Below are 15,487 nucleotides of genomic sequence, written 5' to 3' on the forward strand. Positions count from 1 at the left end.
ATAAATATGAAATTATTAATTTTAGCAGCAAACGGACAAATAGCACGTATAGTTGAGAATAGAATTATAAACGAAGATGAATTTAAAAATGTAGAATTAACACTCGGTCTTCGTAATAGCAGTCGCCTTTCAAGTTTGGCAAGTAGTCGTGTAAAGGTCATTGAAACCGACTTAGAGAGCGAGTCTTCAGTTAACGATGCTATTAGTGATCAAGACATGGTCTTTGTTGCAGTTGTTGATCATACCAGCAATAATGTCATGACAAAAAATGTGATTAAAGCAATGAAAGAAAACAATGTTAATCGTGTGATCTTCACAAATATTCTTGGAATTTATAATGAAGTCCCTGGTGAATTTGGACGCTGGAACTATTCTCAAGTTTCAAGTGGCTTGAATATGGCAATCGATTCAGATAAACTTCTTGAAAAATCAGGTTTAAATTACACAACACTACGCCTTCCTTGGTTAAATAATCGTGATGAAGTTAAATACTCTGTTACGACAAAGGACCAAAAATACGTTGGTGTTTCAGGATCACGTCAAAGTGTTGCTGACGTAGTATTACAGATTGTCAAAGATTCACATTTTGGTGAAAATGACAGCTTAGGTATGGCAGATCCTGATACAGAAGGATTAGACAGACCAGTATATTAAAATTTGCGGTATAAATACGAGACAAAAAGCTTCAAGTAAGCTAAACTCTTAATGTACAAAAACAAAAGAGGGTTTATTTTATGAGCAAATTTTCAGTCCTGATTACACTTTTTGCAGCTCTGGCGACACCACTAATCATGGCACGTTTTAGGATTACCAGAATTCCGGGAACTGTTGCAGAGATAATCATGGGTATCATTATTGGTAAAACCGGTTTCAACTTAATTCAACCTAATTCGACCCTTACCTATCTGGCCAACTTAGGTGTAATTATGTTAATTTTCTTAGGTGGTATGGAAATTGACTTTTCATTATTTGAAAAAAAACCTAAAGGTGCTGAAAAATCACCTTTAGGTTTAGCTTTTGGAAGTTTTGTATCAGTTCTAATAATGTCAATAGTTTTAAGTGTGGTACTTTATTACACTGGATTATTTAACAACATAATTCTGGCCACAATATTAGTCAGCACCATTGCACTTGGAGTTATCATTTCATTACTGACTGAAGCTGGATTACTGGATAATGAATATGGACAAACACTGTTACTGATATCAGCAATGGGTGAATTCATTCCTTTAGTTGCCCTAACGATTTATTCAGCTATTCAACAAAAGAATTATTTTTCGGCACTACTATTACCGACAATATTCTTAGTTGCAATTTTCCTATTAAGAAGATTCAAACGTGTCTATATTTTCTTCGACAACATAGATAAGACAACCACTCAACTAGATATCCGACTAGCATTTTTCTTGATATTCACACTAGTCACTGTAGCTGAACAAATCGGTGCCGAAAGCATATTGGGTGCATTCTTAGCTGGAGTGATAATGAAACTACTCAATCCCAAGAAAGATACTCAAGAAAAGTTAAGCTCAATGGCTTATGGCTTCTTTGTCCCCATATTCTTCATTGTAACTGGAGTTAATTTGAACCTACGAACTCTATTGAAGGATCAAGAGGCATTGATATTAATACCAGTTTTCTTCATTGCTTTTATTTTATCAAAATCAATCATATACCTAGTATTAAGACGCAAATTTGGTAATAAGCATTCATTTGGAGCTGCTATATTAATGTCAACAACCATTACTTTAGTACTACCTATTTTACAAGTTGGCCAAAACTTAAAGATCATTAACGAAGCACAAAATGGTGCCATAACACTTGCCGCCATTATAACCTGTATAGTTTGTCCAATGATGTTTAATAAGATGCTAAGTTCTGAACAAACCGAATAGAGAAACGTGTACCAAAACACAATTTGCTCTATATAAATTGGTTGGTGTGACACTTTGTTTCTACTCAAACTTGCGGTTAAAACGTGTGAAAATACGCAACTTTTTCCGTTTAATAAAAAATAAGTAGGCATCCACTTACGTGAATGTCTACTTATTTTGCATTATACTCGAAAGTTGAACACGTATTTTCACACTCTGTCTACGGCTAAATATGTTTTGAAAGGATTTCACCAAATTCTGCTAGTTCTACTTCATTATCCTCAGTGAATCGATCTAGTGATGGTGAGTCAATGTCTAAAACACCGATTTTTCTCTCACCTTTAACAATAGGAACGACAATTTCTGAATTACTAGCGCTATCGCAAGCAATATGTCCGGGAAATTCATGAACATTGGCCACACGATGGACTTTTTGATCTTTAAACGCAGTTCCAACTACGCCAGAACCGTTCTTAATATGCATGCACGCAACCTTACCTTGGAATGGACCAAGATCAAGTTCGTCAGTATCTTCATTGTATAAGTAAAATCCTGACCAATTCAAGTCCTCATAAGTATCATTGATCAAAGCACTGGCATTTGCCAAGTTAGCTATTAAATTCGTCTCATTGAATAATAGTGCATCTAATTGTTTGTTCATTAATGATGTTTTTTTCTCTGTCATGAAAATTTCTCCTCAATTTGTAAATACATGTAAACCATATTAAAACAAAAAATACCAGAAATCAATTTTTGATTTCTGGTATTTCGTATTAATATTATTTGATTTAGACAACTTCTACAGTAGCTGAAGTAACTCCGTATGAAGGAATTGAAGCATTAGGCATAGCAACATCTAATTGTTGTGGATTGCTGTATGCAAATGTACCTGTATCATTAACTGTTCTATACATTACTGTACCGTCAGCCAATGTAATCTTCAATTGTGTACCCTTAGGGAATACTGAAAGATTAGCAGCAACACCGCCATATCCCATGTTTGAACCTAGTACAGCTGGATCATAAAAACTGATCTTAAATGTACCGTATGATGTTCCTGTTGATGAACTTTGTGTCTGTGTACTTTGTGCTGGTGTACTTTGTGTCTGTGTTGTTGGTGCTTGTGTAGCAGCTTGTGTTGTAGCTGTTTGTGTCTGGTCAACAGCTGTTGTTGTATCACTTGTTGCTTGTGTTGTTGTGTCTTGTGTTGTAGTTGCTACATTACTTGTAGCTGATGGAAGATAGACTGTTTCCCCTGGAAAAATCAAATCAAATCCACCAATTTCACGGCCATTAGCTTGTTCTAGTTCTGGAATTGTAATTCCATTATTAGCAGCGATACTCTTATATGTGTCCCCTGCTTCAACGGTTACGCGAGTGCTGTCGACTGTAATTGCAGCTTCAGCAGTCTTTGCAGTTGCTCCCATTGCAGTTAGGGCTGTTGTACTTAGTAAAGCAATAGATAATACTTTTTTCATAAATTAAAAACATCCTTATATTTTCTTTAGCTCTCAACGCTATGTTGCATATAATAGCAGGCTTATGTTACATAAAAGCCTAAATAAGGTTACAAAAAACGGCTTTTCTGTAACTTTGGTAACACAAATGAAATATAAATAAGTAAAAACCTATCATATCAATAACTATACATCCTGTAAATTTCAGAAAAAAACTTATATTTTACAAAAAACTTTTACATTTCGATGAAAATATCAAATATAATTGCATTATTCCGTAAATTGGCAGTAAATTTGAATCTAAAATAGCCAGCATCCACTTTTGGAATGCTGGCTATTTTGGTTCAAATCAATAATTTACAGTAATTAACTATACTATGAAAAATATTTAAGCAATTCAAAACTCATTCTAATTAACCCAAATGAATATGAACTCTGTAAATTATTCAATGAAATATCATTTTTATCAATTTTAGATAATTCAGTCAAATCTTGAAAAGCTTTGGCCACATAATTATAAGTAGAAAGTGGTTTAGATTCAAAAAAGGTTTCGACTTTTTGATCTGTAAAGGGTTGTTCATATGGTTCTTCAATTAACTTATCAAAAAATTCACTGTCAAATGGACTCCAATCTTTTCCGGGATAACTAAAAGTCACATTTTTGAGTTCTGGAATTCGACTAACTAAAAATGATGTCATCAATAACCAGCTCATTTTCTGTGACAATTTCATCCTTTTTGAAAGTGCAGTTGCCAAGTAAATTTCAAAGGAATATTTAGAATCATCACTATTATATTGAGCTTCCAAATCATCAATTAATGTAAAGGCATTATCGAGATAAACATCCCCACAAGTCTTCTCATTCATAAAATGATCCATCGTTTCTTGTTCATAAATGTTTAGTTTACCGATATCCATCAAATCATCTATTGGAATTGATGAGTTGCCACTCAAAGATACCAAGATACACTTGCTATCTTGCTTCAGTGTTTTAACTACATCTTGGCTATGAGTTGTCCAATCCAGTACTAGTGAATCGTTTTTCATTACTGAATAGTAAGTTTTATTAGACATTTTCTCTTTGTTCTTCAAGTTCCTTTTCAAATTTTGACAAATGGTCATCATAGTTATCAATTTTCATTGAGATCCTATCATAAGTGCTTTGCATCTCATCAAGTTTTGCTTTGATCACAGCCTGTTGTTCCTCAAGAATCCTTTTACGGCGAATAACCGTTGAATCCCCTTGATCAAAAAGTGAAATATATTCAGCCAACGATTCAACGGACATACCGGCATTTCTCATACATTTGGCGAAACTGACCCAATTACCATCTTCTTGTGTAAAATCTCTATATCCAACACTGTTTCGATGTACTGGTGGGATCAATCCCACTTTTTCATAATATCTAATAGTAGCTTCACTAAGTTCATACTCTTTTGCGACTTCTTTAATATTCATAATATACCTCTATGCTCGACTAATTCCCAAGCTTTCATTTTCGTAGAGTGTTGGTTCATTAATAATACGTGTAGCTAAGTCGGCCACACTATTTCTAGAAACATTCCTCCCAACAAAGGTCTCACCTTTAAAGGTCAATTGATAGTTTGTATCTAACTCATCATCAAACCAACTTGGGCGAATGATTGTTGAATCTAGATCTGACTGTTCTATAACATCAGCGGCTTTACGATATGGTATCAGTGCTGATGAGATATTGTTACTATCACCATCTGAATTCACCTCGTTGTAAATCCCCATGGAACTTATGAATATAATACGTTGAACTGCTTCATCGTCCATAGCCGTAACAATGTTTTGGGCAATTTCAGGTAAATTACCAGTCACGCTAACAAACACAATATCTTGGTCCTCAATGGCTGAATTAATATCAGATATTTTCGCGGCATCACCAGAGACGACACTCTCACGTTCAATATTCACATCTTTTATTTTGCTAGTATCTCGAACAAACAATGTCAAATGGCTATCGCTTGATTCTAGTAAATTTTTCCTCACAATAGAGCCAATTGAACCGGTCGCACCAATTATTAATACATTTTCCATATCGTCCACCTCATGTTTTCTTCCACTCTGTTTATTAATATAAACCTTAAACTGTACTTTAATGCAACTTATTTGTGAATTTATTTTATTATATTTTGGCTATTACCTCAAAATGCACATTTCTAATTGTTTTATGCATTGCTCGTTGCAAAGAACATCGAATATTACCACTCGCCCTTGGCAAGTGTCCTCACAATTTCTATAAGAGCAATCAAAAAAATACCTCTTAATATTGTCTATACATGCCATTAGTAACATTTTGAATCGATAGATGAACTGAGACATTTTTTGAACCTTTCTATTAATTCTAGCCTTAAAGTCACATTTAGAACAGCTTATCTCTTTTTACAAAATAAAAATGGTGCAATAGGATTTCTCCTATCACACCAAAAACCATAGGGTCAGAAAAAGTAAATTTACTTAGAATGACCATCGTGACTAATTTGATTTTACGTTTCATCACAATTATCCAATAAAGTTGCTGGTTTTCTGACACTATTCACTAAAATCGTAAGTAATCGTCCCATTTTCAATAATATACAAATGTCGATCCTCATTCTCAGGATTGAGTAATTGAACTTTAACATCATGATCCTTCGTCGGCATTTGATCCGCCATCTCCTCAGAAATTTTTTTTAATTCTTCCAAGTAGTTTGAGAGACTTTCAGTTCCTTCACCATAAACGATTACTTCTTCAACATCTTCATAAAAATTAGAACCATAAATCGGGACCACATCAATTGTGTTAGTACTTTTTGAATAATAAACTTCATTGTTTGAACCGAGGTGTTTGGAAACTACCGTTCTGCTCATATCAGCAATCTCTTGGTCCGATAAATGATTACGCTGATAAGTATTATAGCCATACTTACCTAATCCAGCTACGATAACTAAGACAATCACCCCAATAATAATTGATAAACTACTATGACTAGTCTTTGTTGTGGGATGGCTGATTGGCTGATTGACAGGAGAAGCATCAGTCTGTTGTGCCGATTGTCTAGAATGACTTCCATCACCAGTCTTGCTTACCGAAGATGTAACCTGACTAAGCAGCCTTACAGATGGTGACGGTTGCTTAGCACCACAAAATGGACAAAATGCAGAATCGGCTTCAATTTTTTTACCACACTTGATGCAGAATTTCATTTAGTTATCCTCCAAAATAGTCTGATATAGCTCGGTTCCTAGACTGTTCATAGCTGAAACTTGTTCAGATTCATTACCATCCTGTGATAAGACAACAACGACAAACGCCCCATGATTATTCTTGATAATAGCAGCATCATTTTGAACACCATAATCACCATACTCACCGGTTTTATTATAAACAGTCGCGTCACTCGGTAAATCATGAGGTAATTTAGCGTGGTTAGCATTTTGATGCATAATGGTCAACATGGCCCGATCAGCTTTCTGAGAAATCAGATTACCAGCGTATATCTTACTTAAAACTGTCGCCACATCAGTCACCGACGTATAGTTATCTTTGCCATCTGCCAAAGCATCTGTATCCATCATCTTTCGTTCTAGTTGTGTATCATTTAAATCTAACCGTTCAATTTCGGCATTAATTGTACTAATACCACCAATTTTGTCAATCATGATATTAGCCGCTGTATTATCGCTTTCATCCATCATCCGTTTCAATATTTCACGATAACTTAACTCACTACCTGTGGGTAATCCTTGGATTGTACCTGTCCCACCTACTTTATCAGTAGCGGATAATGTATAAGTATCATCCAGGTTTAGCTCTTTAGAATTGGCTTGCTGGTAAGCTGTAATCAAAATAAATAGTTTAATCAAACTCGCTGCCCGTTGTGACTGGTTATTTTGAACCACTTTAGCTTGATTGGTCGTTGAAGCTACTGCTACTGACGTTGTTCCCTTTAGCCCAGATAAGTTTGTATTAATTACCTGTTTGATTCTTGCCTTAGGAAATGGCGTCGTCGTTGGTTCAGATGATGTCTTCTTTTTAGTTGATTCGCTTGATTGCGATACCAAGTTTTTAGCACTCGATTGTTTTCCTTTTTTAGCCACCGCCGTTGACTTGGATTGACTACGATATGTCATCACTGCATAGGTCGTGCCACCACCAATCGTGACTACGGCGATGAACAATATGATAAACCACCAATAATGATGCTTTTTAGACGGCTTTCTCGGTATTAATGGTTGAGGCGCATTGACCGTTTTATTGCCCTGATTTGTAGCTGACGCTTGATTAGAACCCTTTGCTACTGAGTCATTTCTTGGCACTTGACTAGTAGTCTCAGCATCTACTGATTTAGTTACCTCTTGTTGTGACTTAGACGACGCTATTTTGCTAAGCGGCCGACCACAATTAAGACAAAATTGCGACCCGGCTTGGTTTTTTGTCCCACAGTATTTACAAAACATTTATCTTATTTCCTCCAAAGGGTTAATGTGTCTGATTCTGTTGCAACGTCTTAATTTCACGTAACCCAGCATCAATTAATACTAATATAACGACCCATGCAATAATTATCAAAATAGTGTACTTTTTCATATCAGAAATTAACGGTGCATCCCAAATAGCATGTAAGGCTATTGATAATAAGAAAAATCGGATAAAACTGCCATTCTGAAAGGTGCTCGCTGAAAGTGGTTCTGATCCCTTGGCTAGAGCTAAAGCGGCACCGACAATGGCACACCATAGGGTATGTGTACCCAATGCAGTAACCCCCCGTAATAGTAATACAGATACACCTAATTCACCTGCATAGCCAGCTGTCTCAAACGTCGCAAAACCTGCGCCAATGGCCGCGCCAATCAACATTCCATTTAGAATAAATTTTGTATTGATTCGATTAATATAATAAGCAATCATGATTAACTTACCGGATTCTTCAACCACTGCGACAATAGCCGCAGTAACAATTGACATTTGATCAACTTCAACAAATTGATACAACCCCAACGTGGTTAATAGTGAGGCCACGCCTCCCACCATGAAAATTTTAGTAACTTTAAAAATACTAATATTTTTAAACGTATTAATTTCGAAGAACATAATTAATAGTGAAAACGGAACTGCTAACGAACTAATCGAAATTAATCCAACATACATCTTTTGCCCATTTAACACATAGATGCTGCCGACAAGTAAGCTAATCGTCAAAACAAACAATATCAACACACGTGAAAATAGCCACGGCTTTACAGGTGAATCACTTACCTGTTCCAAAGTTGGTGTTGTTTTACTAGTTCCAACAATGAATAGAGCTTCGGCTTCGGCTTCAGAATGAGATTTAAAAACTTCACTGAACATGGTACCTAAATGAATTGGCACCATTTTATCTTCACCAGTCCAGCCGTTTATCTTTTCCGTCGCAGAATCAAACAAATTTTGCTTTGGATGAGATACTGTTTGCTGATCAATAACATGCATGCCACTAACATTAAAACCACAATTAGTGCAAAACTTGGCTCCATCGTCCAATGATTGACCACATTTAGGACAAAATCTAACATTATTCATATTAAAATCCTCTATTCAAATCGATTGGCTTGAATATCCCCACGACGACATAATAAAACGAGCACATATATCGAGCCCACTATTGGTAGTAGTGACCACCAATAATTGGCAAATGATAGATTAATATCATGTAAGCGGCGACTAATGGCCGTCAAAGATGGCAAAAAAAGACCTAATCCAAAAATAGTCAATAAGAACATGCCTAATTGCGCACTAAACAACAGATAAATGACTATCAACACCAAATAGCATAATCCATAGGCCAACATTGACCACCAGTAATTTGCGCGACTCATCCGACCACTGAATTGCGTATATTTACTAAGAAATTCCTTAGAGGCACCCACTAATCCCAAATTTGATTGATAATCAGTATATGACACTGCTTGATTACGTGTAAATTGGGACTGTGCTTGATCCACGGTCGGCTTCACTGTATCGCCAATTTGGCTTAAATCTAAACCACAATTAGTACAAAAACGATCATCACTATCCAGCTTCGAACCACATCTAGGACAAAAAATCATTATAACCCCTCCAAAATATATTAATTTTGCGAACTACATTACATAATTAGACTACATTTTAAGTATTACAACTGATGACTTCTTTATCTTGTCACCACTTCAGTAAATGTGTCATCATCTGTCAGTAATAACTTAAAATACCAAATCAATAAATATATTCACATATTTCTATACAAAATTATAATTACAATGTTTTACTTTAGCAAGCAATTTAAGCAATATAATCCTTATATTAATATATAATATGGATTTTATTACTAAACCAATATTATATAATTGGTGTCTTTGGTCGATAATACCTTAGGTAAACTTTTAAAAGAACTCAGAATACAAAAGAACCGTTCAGTATGCAGAGTCACTTTTTACGGTGACATTTCATCGTAGGCGATTCGCTACAACCAACTTAAAATATCAATATAATACTGTAATTTACCGTGTTATTTTAAGCACTAACAATCAAATACTTCATTCTCAGTTCGAATAAAAATGAAGAACTAATCGTCATAAACAACGTCAAATTCATTAATACTAAGCTCAATTTGTCATTTATTATGCTTTAATGAACGAACTGGATATCGTTTAATACAACCTTATTAGCAGTTTTTCCATTGTTTACTTGACGAATATAAAGAACGTCATTTAGTTGTAAATAAGCATTAGTCAAAAATGAAAGCGATTTTAAAAATTCTACATAAAATTTACGATAAGCGTTAAACTATATATATACAAATACTTAAGGAGTAGGTTAATGGCTAATGTTCTAATATTGGGAAATAAAATCGATGCATCTAATTTAATTGACAGTGAGTCTAATACTACCATTATGGACAGCAATTCAATCAATCGAATTGACTTGGATAACAAAATGAAGGATACAAATATTATCGTTGTTGAACTAGATAATAATTCTAGTATTGATCTGATTCCTACCGTTGTGGAATCGATGAAAGTCTATCAAGTAAAGAAGATAATTGTCTTGAATAAGGATCCTAATTCAAAATCAAAAGTCATTCGTATTTCAACTGAGTTCTTAGAGTTGTCAAATTTGGATTATCAAATTGTCAATTCACCAGAATCTGTTAAGTAAAACCCATTTCTAATAAATACAGGAGGAATTATCATGAAATCTATCGTTATTTATTTTTCTACATCAGGAAATACAGAAAAAGCCGCAAAGCTAATTGCTAAGGAAACTGGATCAGATATTGAAAGATTACAAGCTAAAACAGCTTGGCCAACTAACTTTGACGATTTAGCTGCACTTGCTAAAGAACAAAGTGAAAATAATATCCATCCAGATATCACTACTGATTTGGATTTAAGTAGTTATGACAAAATTTACTTGGGTTATCCTACTTGGTACGAGAAGCCACCAATGATCATTGATAGTTTCTTTGAAAAATTCGATTTATCAGATAAGACTGTTATCCCATTTTCAACAAGTGGTTCAAGTACATTTGAAATCACTCTTCCATATATTGAATCAATGGTTAAGGGATCTTCAATTAAACTAGAAGAAGGATTCCGTGCTAATTCTGAAACTGAAATTACAGAGGCTCTCGCATAGAGTATGACAAAGTTTCGTTTAATAAAAAATAAGTAGACATCCTGCGATAATCCCTTTATGGTTGTCAGATGAAATAATATAATTTCATTTGACTTTCATGGAGGTATTTTTTTATGTCTAGATCCAAATTTGGTTTATCGGAAAAGCTTGATTTAATTAATGAGTTTGATAAAACTGTAGTTTCTGTGAGTGCTTTCACAAAAATAAATGGTATTACAAGAAGCACTTTAAGACGGTGGCTTACACTCTTTGAACGCGACGGAGTCGACGGTCTAAGAGAGAAAACCAAAAACGATACTTATCCTGAGGAACTGAAATTAAAAGTTGTACATGACTTCCTTGATGGTAAAGATACGATGGAGGGTCTGGTAAATAAATATGGACTCAGAAGTGTTTTTCAGGTATATGACTGGGTATTCAAGTATAATAATGGAAAATCATTGGCGAGACATAATCCGTCAAGGAAGCAGGATTCCATTATGTCGAGAAAGACAACATTTGAAGAACGTATTGAAATAGTCGAATATGTGACGAAGAATAATCATTCATATAGTGAGGCAGCTAAACATTTTTCTGTGACATATCAACAAGTTAGATCATGGGTTTTGAAATCTAAAAAAGATGGGTATGAGGCCTTGCTCGATGGTCGAGGCCATCGAAAGGCTAAAAAGGATCTAACTGATTTAGATAAAGCCAATTTAAAGATTAGACAATTGGAATCCCAACTTGAAGATCAAAAAATAATCGAGGCATTCGTAAAAAAACTGAAGGAACTTCAGCACAGGGGGTGAATCAAAGACACAGACTAGCTTACCAAGCAATAAAGGAAGTTAGTCAAAATAAGCACGGTGCAATAACACTTCTACTAGGCATTGTCGGCGTTAGCCGACAGTCATATAATAAGTTCTTCAATCGAAAGCAAACTTCAAGAGAAGCTCAAGATGAATTGTTAAAAGAGAGAATAACCTATTGGTACGAATTGAATACTAAATCTATTGGTGCCGGTACAATTCTTACTAATTTGAAAAGAAATCCACAAGTCACATGTAAAGTTACTATTAAACAGGTGAAACGTTTAATGCGTGAACTCTATATAAGATGTCAGGTAAGAATTAAGAAATGTGACCATGAAAAGCAATCAGAAATATATTTACAAGTTAAATGAGCACAATGTGATAAGAAGTATGTCTAGGCCAGGAACATCCTATGACAACACTCCTATGGAGCCGTTGGTGGAGCAAATTTAAAGTCTACTGGATAGATACCCAAAACGTACGAACAACTAGTTAAGTTGGTAGAGGATGGTATTAATTATATAAGCAGATCAGAAACAAGAAATGGCCATACCCCACATAATTTAGGGATATGGCCATCTAAAATAATATTCAATTTTTATATTATTTCAAATGTCAACTTGACAGGTACTAGTGCACTCCAAATTCTGGTCTTTTTTTGCGGAATTTTGTCACAAATATTTTTTATTTATATAGGCCTATTATTTACCATACATATAATGGAAGGAATTAAATATAAAGGATTATGTATTAACCCTAAAATGAGCAAGTTAATATTCCATTTATAGGAATCTATATTTCTTATCGAAAAATATGTGATTATTTGTAAAATTATTATTACCCCAAGAAACCCAAAGGAGAAGATAACTTTGGATATATTATCTGGAATTCCAGTTACATCCTTTGGGTGCAATACCGTAACAACAGGAATACTTATTATTAAAATATTTTCTATCCAAAAAATTACCCAAGCAAATATCTGAGACAATCTATTTGTTTTAGTCATAACATATATACCTTCAATAATTTACTTTCTTTGCTTTATTAATATTAAATAAATTCATATCACTTTTTGGTAAGGGAATCCAAGATCCCCACTTATCATTTGAAACAACATCATTTAACACTGACATTACCCCTGCAGAACCTGTACTAATATCCATCGAGCATTTATAACCTAATTTACCAGGGAATATATCCATACCATCATAAGAAATGGCATAATTATTCAGAGATAATATATGTTTTTTTAGTGATTTATTAACCCCATATATTTTATAAATTGCATTAGACAGAACAATAAATCCTGTTACACCACTGAATAGACATGACATATATGAACAAGAAGAATAATTACTGTCTATCAATTTGCTTAACAAATCACTAAACTTCATACTAATTGAATCCAGATCATCCTTTTGCATTTCCAATAAGGTAAGGGCAATCCCCACAGACCCTGTATCTAAATACGGAATCAATCTTCTAAATCCCCTACTGTCGTCCTTAAAGGTTATTCCTTGTTCATCATTGACTAAATTGTCATTAACAATTTTTTCTAATATAATAATTGCATACTTTTTATATTTCTCATCAAGTAATATTCCGGTTTTCCAAAGAAATAATGCTGCCCCCGTCCATCCGGTTATCAATCCTATTTTCTCTTCAGACTCCTTTTCCTCCTCGAATTTTCCATTATTAATCTTATTAACAATAATATTTGCAATTTCAATGGCTCTATTTTTAAAAACCATTATATTTGATAATGAATAAAACGATAAAAGAGACAATCCAATTCCAGATAAACCATTATAAATAGATATGTTCATACTTTTATTATTAAAATTGCATTTTTCCAAAAGTTTATATGACAAATCTTGATTACCGTTCTCATATATTACTGAACAGATACCACTCATGCCACTGAATAAACCATTGTCGCATAATTCATTTTCACTAATATTTAATAAATTTTTCTCGGCACTATTTAACCATTCTTTCCATTTCTTTGAATTTTCAAAATATTTTTTGTTATTTTCCTTCAAAGACATAATTACACCCATAGAACCATTGGAAATCGAATATTTACTGATGCTAGAATTGTACTGATCAATATCTCCAAAAATAAGATTTTCATTTTCAAAAATTTAAATTCTTAATTAACCCTAAATCTAATCCTACAATATTATTCTCGACATTTTTCATACTGTATTTATACTTAGGAACATCTAACTCTTTATTATAAAAATTAGGTGACGGATAAATATTGATATACTTACTAATTTCATTGCTTACATAGGTGAGTGTTTTGATTGCCGATTTTCCAAATTTATCTTCAATATTTTCATTTTGCCTCATTATGAAATTTTTACTGAAGTTCATCCCTGATTCTATCGGTAAAAATAAATGTCTAGAAATTTTATAAACAGCATACCAATCAGCAGCACCAAAAGTTTTTGAATGTTGCGAAACAAAATCTTGAGTGACTAGTCCGGGTTCAAATTTATTATTTATTCTCGTAGCACATTCTAAATCAATAAGCTTTAAAGAAATACAATCGTGATTGTTTATGACCATAATATTGGATGGCTGCAAATCTCCTATGGCAATACCATAATTATGAACTTTTTTTACAATTGACATTAATGTAATTGAAATTCTTGTAGCCTTTTTCAAATAATCTTTAGCGGAAATATCATTTGAAAAAGGATACTCTCTTGCAATAAATTCACTAAGACTTTCACCATCTACTATGTCTTCAACTAAATAATTATGATTCCAAATTTCTTTATAATTGATGGGATTTACAATCTCATCAACATACCTAAGTTTAACCAGAGTATTATACTCATGCTTAATTCTTGCAAATCCATCATTATTATTCCTATCTAATCCGACATTTGGCCGTCCTTCTTTTAAAATAACCCTTTTACTATTGTACTTTGCACTATATACTCCTCCAGCATTACTAAAATGAATGGCCTCATCTATTTTAAATGATTTGAGATCTGAAAAAACCTTTTCGTTTGGAAAAACATTGTTTTCTAAAATAAATTTAGGTTCTTTTATAAAATTAGGTAGTGAATAATATGGTGCTCTTACATCTTCTATACATTTTCCTCTTGGATCTTTTATAATATACGTTATATTTCCATCAATATTATATGTCATTTTTTTAAATGCACCATAACGAAAGAAAACATTGCTTTGTTTCCATTGTTGATCGTTTAATATATATGGTCCATTCCTATAGGCAGACATTATGTTCAGTAATGGATCTAAAAGACTACAAAATTGTTTCTCAGTTGACGGATATACAGTAATAAATTTTCCAGATTCTTCTCTATGTCCATATTTTGAATAAGTGATTTTAAGAGTATAAGAATCCGGTACAAATTTGAATGATATCTTTTTATCTATTAAAAATGAAGATATATCTTGTAATACTTCAGCAGCATCATTAATATTAGCCGATATGTGAATTTTCCATCCTTGATTAGGCAGCAAATTATTATTAAAAATAATATATTTCCAATTATTATCTCTAGTTACACTCCATTTTGATTTATCTAGTTCCTTCGTAGAAAAAATAGTACCACTTTGATTTAATATTTTCTCATATGAGTAAAACGGTAAATTATTATTATTCACAAATTTTAGATACTCGGTTCCATCTAATGACAATATAATGTCCTCCCATA

17 protein-coding genes are annotated in these 15,487 nt (G+C 33.5%); 6 read left to right on the top strand and 11 right to left on the bottom strand.

The features are described from left to right. The first annotated feature begins 6 nt into the window (after positions 1 to 6). Together BTM29_RS11875 and BTM29_RS11880 are read left to right on the top strand one after the other, a co-directional pair. Positions 7 to 654, top strand: coding sequence for an NAD(P)H-binding protein (locus BTM29_RS11875; RefSeq protein ID WP_076618230.1), 648 nt, complete (start codon positions 7 to 9; stop codon positions 652 to 654). A gap of 80 nt (positions 655 to 734) precedes the next feature. After that, positions 735 to 1,895 (top strand): cation:proton antiporter, encoded by a 1,161-nt coding sequence (locus BTM29_RS11880; RefSeq protein ID WP_076618233.1) that lies wholly within the window; start codon positions 735 to 737, stop codon positions 1,893 to 1,895. A 205-nt stretch (positions 1,896 to 2,100) separates the two neighbouring features. On the opposite strand, the gene BTM29_RS11885 is transcribed toward BTM29_RS11880, so the two are convergent. The 9 genes from BTM29_RS11885 to BTM29_RS12695 all read right to left on the bottom strand — a co-directional run bounded on the left by BTM29_RS11885 (position 2,101) and on the right by BTM29_RS12695 (position 9,428). Further along, complete coding sequence (locus tag BTM29_RS11885) at positions 2,101 to 2,559, bottom strand: GAF domain-containing protein (protein WP_076618237.1); 459 nt, start codon at positions 2,557 to 2,559, stop codon at positions 2,101 to 2,103. Positions 2,560 to 2,662: 103 nt separating this feature from the next. Continuing rightward, positions 2,663 to 3,352 carry a LysM peptidoglycan-binding domain-containing protein gene (locus BTM29_RS11890; protein ID WP_076618240.1) on the bottom strand — a complete coding sequence of 230 codons (690 nt, stop codon included), beginning with the start codon at positions 3,350 to 3,352 and terminating at the stop codon, positions 2,663 to 2,665. A gap of 354 nt (positions 3,353 to 3,706) precedes the next feature. Further along, positions 3,707 to 4,405 (bottom strand): hypothetical protein, encoded by a 699-nt coding sequence (locus BTM29_RS11895; protein WP_076618243.1) that lies wholly within the window; start codon positions 4,403 to 4,405, stop codon positions 3,707 to 3,709. Continuing rightward, a complete protein-coding gene (locus BTM29_RS11900) occupies positions 4,398 to 4,790 on the bottom strand; it encodes a MerR family transcriptional regulator (protein ID WP_076618246.1) in 393 nt (130 codons plus the stop codon). The genes BTM29_RS11895 and BTM29_RS11900 overlap by 8 nt, the downstream gene beginning before the upstream one ends. 9 nt (positions 4,791 to 4,799) lie before the next feature. Then, entirely contained in the window at positions 4,800 to 5,396 is a 597-nt protein-coding gene (locus BTM29_RS11905; protein WP_076618249.1) for an NAD(P)H-binding protein, read from the bottom strand. A 495-nt stretch (positions 5,397 to 5,891) separates the two neighbouring features. Then, positions 5,892 to 6,545 carry a zinc ribbon domain-containing protein gene (locus BTM29_RS11910; RefSeq protein ID WP_076618253.1) on the bottom strand — a complete coding sequence of 218 codons (654 nt, stop codon included), beginning with the start codon at positions 6,543 to 6,545 and terminating at the stop codon, positions 5,892 to 5,894. After that, the gene (locus BTM29_RS11915) at positions 6,546 to 7,799 is read right to left on the bottom strand and encodes a serine hydrolase (RefSeq protein WP_076618257.1); all 1,254 of its coding nucleotides are present in this window, start codon (positions 7,797 to 7,799) and stop codon (positions 6,546 to 6,548) included. A gap of 22 nt (positions 7,800 to 7,821) precedes the next feature. Continuing rightward, complete coding sequence (locus BTM29_RS11920; protein ID WP_076618261.1) at positions 7,822 to 8,901, bottom strand: PrsW family glutamic-type intramembrane protease; 1,080 nt, start codon at positions 8,899 to 8,901, stop codon at positions 7,822 to 7,824. A gap of 11 nt (positions 8,902 to 8,912) precedes the next feature. Then, positions 8,913 to 9,428: a DUF805 domain-containing protein gene (locus BTM29_RS12695; RefSeq protein ID WP_083685991.1), complete on the bottom strand. Its 516-nt coding sequence runs from the start codon at positions 9,426 to 9,428 to the stop codon at positions 8,913 to 8,915. A gap of 748 nt (positions 9,429 to 10,176) precedes the next feature. Here BTM29_RS12695 and BTM29_RS11935 point away from each other — a divergent pair. From BTM29_RS11935 to BTM29_RS11950, 4 genes are all read left to right on the top strand, one after another. Beyond that, positions 10,177 to 10,515, top strand: coding sequence for a hypothetical protein (locus BTM29_RS11935; RefSeq protein WP_076618266.1), 339 nt, complete (start codon positions 10,177 to 10,179; stop codon positions 10,513 to 10,515). 33 nt (positions 10,516 to 10,548) lie between these two features. Further along, positions 10,549 to 10,995: a flavodoxin gene (locus BTM29_RS11940; protein WP_083685992.1), complete on the top strand. Its 447-nt coding sequence runs from the start codon at positions 10,549 to 10,551 to the stop codon at positions 10,993 to 10,995. A gap of 113 nt (positions 10,996 to 11,108) precedes the next feature. After that, positions 11,109 to 11,786 (top strand): helix-turn-helix domain-containing protein, encoded by a 678-nt coding sequence (locus tag BTM29_RS11945; RefSeq protein ID WP_076618272.1) that lies wholly within the window; start codon positions 11,109 to 11,111, stop codon positions 11,784 to 11,786. Continuing rightward, entirely contained in the window at positions 11,783 to 12,160 is a 378-nt protein-coding gene (locus BTM29_RS11950) for a hypothetical protein (RefSeq protein ID WP_076618276.1), read from the top strand. The genes BTM29_RS11945 and BTM29_RS11950 overlap by 4 nt, the downstream gene beginning before the upstream one ends. 648 nt (positions 12,161 to 12,808) lie before the next feature. On the opposite strand, the gene BTM29_RS12700 is transcribed toward BTM29_RS11950, so the two are convergent. Next, a complete protein-coding gene (locus BTM29_RS12700; protein ID WP_418236015.1) occupies positions 12,809 to 13,933 on the bottom strand; it encodes a lanthionine synthetase C family protein in 1,125 nt (374 codons plus the stop codon). Then, a complete protein-coding gene (locus BTM29_RS12705; RefSeq protein WP_083685994.1) occupies positions 13,926 to 15,470 on the bottom strand; it encodes a class III lanthionine synthetase LanKC N-terminal domain-containing protein in 1,545 nt (514 codons plus the stop codon). Before BTM29_RS12705 ends, BTM29_RS12700 begins: the two co-directional genes overlap by 8 nt. Positions 15,471 to 15,487 lie beyond the last annotated feature (17 nt).

Origin of the sequence: Companilactobacillus allii, assembly GCF_001971585.1 — a bacterium.
GTDB lineage: Bacteria > Bacillota > Bacilli > Lactobacillales > Lactobacillaceae > Companilactobacillus > Companilactobacillus allii.